The organism is Mycobacterium sp. 1245499.0 (genome assembly GCF_001673615.1).
Taxonomy (GTDB): domain Bacteria; phylum Actinomycetota; class Actinomycetes; order Mycobacteriales; family Mycobacteriaceae; genus Mycobacterium; species Mycobacterium europaeum_A.
On record NZ_LZMG01000390.1, the window covers coordinates 1 to 3,924 of the forward strand.

A 3,924-nucleotide genomic window follows, 5' to 3' on the forward strand; every position below is an offset into this window, starting at 1 on the left:
GCGCCGGCGCCCAGGTGATTGCGGCCGCGATCTTCGTCGTGCTCGCCGCGTCGACGGTCGCCATCCCGGTCTTGGCCTACGTCGGCGCCGGGGACCGCCTCGATGATGCCCTGGAACGTCTCAAGGCCTGGATGGAGGCCAACCACGACGCGATGATGGCCGTCATCCTGTTCCTGATCGGGTTGATCGTGCTCTACAACGGGATTCGCGCGCTGGCCTGATCGGCGCGTTTCGGCCTCGCACCGGCACGGCAATGGCAGGATGCCGCCCATGGCAGGAAGCTGGGGGACGGTGCTGACCGGCCTCGTTCCGCTCGGACTGGTCATCTCGCTCTCTCCGCTCACGGTCATTCCGGCGGTGTTGGTGCTCCAGGCGCCGCGGCCGCGGCCGAGCAGCCTGGCGTTTCTGGGCGGCTGGTTGCTGAGCCTGTCCGCGCTGACGGCCATTTCGGTGGCGGCCTCCGGTCTGCTGGGTGGCTTGGACAAGGCGCCCCCGCGATGGTCGTCGTGGCTGCGCGTGGTGCTCGGTTCGGCGCTGATCGTCTACGGCATCTACCGCTGGCTAAACCGGCACGGCCAGGCCGAATCCCCGGCCTGGATGCGCTCGTTCGCCAGCATCACCCCGGCCCGGGCCGGGGTCCTCGGCGCGGTGCTGGCCGTGGTCCGCCCGGATGTGTCGCTCATCTGCGTCCCCGCGGGGCTGGGCATCGGCACCAGCGGGCTCGGCCTCGCCGGTGACTGGGTGGCCGCCGCCTTCTTCGTGGCCATCGCCGCTTCCAGCGTCGCCATCCCGATCCTGGCCTATGCCGCGGCCGGCAGCCGCCTCGATGACACGCTGGCGCGCCTGAAGGACTGGATGGACCGCAACAACGGCGCCCTACTGGCGGCGGTCTTCGTGGTGATCGGCGCAATGGTGCTCTATCACGGGGTTCACGCCCTGTAACCACCGTCGGCCAGGCCCGCGTCCTCCTCGAACCCGTTCACCGCGCCAAAGGCCAACTCGCGGAACAGCTCCCGGCCGTAGCCGGTGAGCATGCCCAGATAGCCGCGGTCCGCCCACTGCGCGGCGTGCCGCTCCTCGTGGTGCAACACCCGATCCAGGTCGAGGCGACTGGCGCGGGGGGTGCCGGCCCGGTCGAGAAACCAGGCGCACCCGGACGAGACGATCCGGTGCAGCTGGCCGCCGGGGTCGGCGACCCTGCCCACGTTGACCAGGAAGATGTCGCCCCAGGTGGTGCCGCCGCGCTGGCTGAACAGCCGCTGGACCCAGTTGCCGCCCAGGCCCATGAGCATGCCGTTGGGGGTGGCGACCAGGCGCCCGCCATTGCGGTGCACGAACGCGACGTCGCGGCTGTAACTCCAGCGATTTGCCTTCTGCCGGGCCATGATTCGAGCCACCTCGGCGGCGCCGTAAGGGGTCGCCGGAAAGTCCGTGGGCCGCGCGCCCGGTTTGCCGTAGCCGGTGTCCGCGTTGAACACATAGGTCATCAGCGCGGCGTCGCGGGCCCGCGCACCGTCGGCGTAGGCGGGGATGAGGAAGAACGATTTGCCGTGCGGGTCGATGAATTCGGCCATGCCCTCCAGCACCCCAAAGCGCGCGGCGGTGATGCCGTGCCGGCGGGCGATCTCGGCGACGACGGGCGCGGCCACGCCGCGGCGATCGGCGTTGTCGTGCCATCTGCTGCAATAGCCGTGTGCGTCCATGTCTTCGGACCAATTTAGGGTGTAGCGAATGAACAGGGGGCCCTGGCAACGCGCACGCGGCATCAAACAGATCACCCGGGGACTGGGCACGCTGGATCGAGAGCTGTTCGATGCCATCGCCGAGACCGACACCCCGCTGCTGGACACGGTGATGCCGCCGCTGACCCGGGCGGCCGACCATTCCAAGCTGTGGGTGGCCATCGGCGCGGCGCTGCTGGCCACCGGCCGCCAAAGCGCGCAGCGCGGCGCGACCCGCGGCCTGGTGACGCTGGCCGCCACCAGCCTGGTCACCAATCAGGTCGCCAAGCGGATCCGCCGACGGCCCCGACCCGGCTACGAGCTGGTACCCCTGGTCAGGCAGGTCCGTCGCCGCCCGACGTCGAACTCGTTGCCGTCGGGGCACTCCGCCAGCGCCGCCGCGTTCGCCATCGGCGTGGGGCTGGAGAACCCGCCACTGGGCTTCGGCCTGGCGCTGCTCGCGGGGCTGGTCGGTCTGTCACGGGTGGTGACCGGCGCGCACTACCCCGGCGACGTCATCGCCGGGTTCGGCATCGGTTCGGGCCTGGCCGTGCTGGGCGGCCGCCTCGTCCCGCCGATCGTCGAAACCGCCCTTCCGCGAACGGAACCGCTTCGCGTCGCGGCCCCGCAGCGGCCCGACGGCGCCGGCGTGGTGCTGGTGATCAACCCGGAGTCGGGCAGCGGCACCGGGGCCCGGGTCGTCGACGAGGTGCGTGCCGCGTTACCGAAGGTGGACATCCGCGAACTGGGTCCCGACGACGACGCGGTGCAGGTGCTGCGCAACGCGGCCGAAGGCGCCGAGGTGCTCGCGGTGGGCGGCGGTGACGGCACCGTCGCGGCCGCCGCGGGGGTGGCCATCGACGCGGGGTTGCCGCTGGCCGTCTTTCCCGCCGGGACGTTCAACCATTTCGCCAAGGACATCGGCTGCGACACCGTGGCCAAGACGGTCGACGCGATCCGGCGCGGCCAGGTGGCCTGCGTGGACCTGGTGTGCCTCAACGATTCTCAGATGATCCTCAACACCGCCAGCATCGGCGCCTACCCGGCGTTCGTGCGGCGGCGGGAGAAGCTCGAGAAGCGCATCGGCAAGCCGCTGGCCGGCCTGTACGCCATGCTGCGCACGCTGCGCAAGGAGCAGCCCGTGCGCATCCGCTACGACAACAAGACGCTGCTGACATCCCTGTTCTTCCTGGGCAATTCGCTGTATCTGCCGAGCGGGTTCGCGCCAGCGCGCCGGACCCGGATGGACGACGGCCTGATCGATGTGCGCATCCTCGAGGCCGGGCGGCACTGGGCGCGGACCAGAATCCTGACCGCGCTCGCCCTGGGGCGCCTGGAACGCAGCCCGCTCTACCACGAGCTGCAGGTGCCCGAATTCAGCTTCAGCGCCGTCGACGGACCCACGGTCATCGCCTGCGACGGCGAGGTCCGCGAGAAATACGACAAGGCCAGCTTCAGCGCGAAGTACCGGGTGCTGCCGGTGTTTCGGCCGCTGACCGGCGACTAGGTGCCTCCCTCGGTGAGGTCGCGCACCCGCGCGTAACGCGCCGCCACCTCGGGCGCGGGGTCCGCGGTGAATTCGGTGGTGGGCGGCGGATTCCACGCCGGCGGTCCGGGTGATCCGCTCAACGCCCACGCGGCCTGGCGCGCCGCGCCCAGCGCGACGTACTGGGCCGGGGCGGGGACCAGCACCGGCATGCCGAACACCGTGGGCGCGGCCTGGCGCAGCGCCCGCGATTGCGCGCCGCCGCCGACCAGCAGGATGCGGCGCACGGCGACGCCCTGTGCGGTCAGCCGCGCGAGGCCGTCGGCCAGTGAGCACAGCAGCCCTTCCACCGCGGCCCGGGCCAGGTTGGTCGGCGTCGCATTGGACCCCCGCAGCCCGTGCAGCGCCCCGGTCGCGTTGGGCCGGTTGGGGGTTCGTTCGCCCTCCAGGTAGGGGACCAGTACCAGCCCCGCGCTGCCCGGCGGCGCCGACAGCGCGAGGCGGGACAGCTCGTCGTGGTCGACCCCCAACATGGCGGCGGCCGCGTCCAGCACCCGCGCGCCGTTGAGTGTGCACACCAGCGGGAGGTAACGTCCGGTGCCGTCGGCGAATCCGGCGACGAATCCCGTGTCATCGCGGACGGGATCCGCGGTAACGGCGGCCACCACTCCCGATGTCCCGATCGAGACCATCACGTCGCCCTCTTCGGCACCCAGG

5 protein-coding genes are annotated in these 3,924 nt (G+C 71.4%); 3 read left to right on the forward strand and 2 right to left on the reverse strand.

Going from position 1 to position 3,924, the window contains the following annotated elements; translation table 11 throughout:
* Together A5646_RS24190 and A5646_RS24195 are read left to right on the forward strand one after the other, a co-directional pair.
* Window positions 1-221: GAP family protein (locus A5646_RS24190; RefSeq protein ID WP_197505273.1), on the forward strand; the 221-nt coding region annotated here is incomplete at its 5' end.
* A 49-nt stretch (window positions 222-270) separates the two neighbouring features.
* Window positions 271-942, forward strand: coding sequence for a GAP family protein (locus A5646_RS24195; protein WP_066863446.1), 672 nt, complete (start codon window positions 271-273; stop codon window positions 940-942).
* Here the strand turns inward: A5646_RS24195 and A5646_RS24200 are convergent.
* Window positions 930-1,703, reverse strand: a complete 774-nt coding sequence (locus tag A5646_RS24200) for a hypothetical protein (protein ID WP_067024739.1) — start codon at window positions 1,701-1,703, stop codon at window positions 930-932. The genes A5646_RS24195 and A5646_RS24200 overlap by 13 nt on opposite strands.
* A gap of 28 nt (window positions 1,704-1,731) precedes the next feature.
* Here A5646_RS24200 and A5646_RS24205 point away from each other — a divergent pair, with 28 nt between their 5' ends.
* Window positions 1,732-3,228 (forward strand): bifunctional phosphatase PAP2/diacylglycerol kinase family protein, encoded by a 1,497-nt coding sequence (locus A5646_RS24205; RefSeq protein WP_066863412.1) that lies wholly within the window; start codon window positions 1,732-1,734, stop codon window positions 3,226-3,228.
* Here the strand turns inward: A5646_RS24205 and A5646_RS24210 are convergent.
* On the reverse strand, window positions 3,225-3,924 hold a 700-nt coding region (locus A5646_RS24210; protein ID WP_369806988.1), incomplete at its 5' end, for an FGGY-family carbohydrate kinase. The genes A5646_RS24205 and A5646_RS24210 overlap by 4 nt on opposite strands.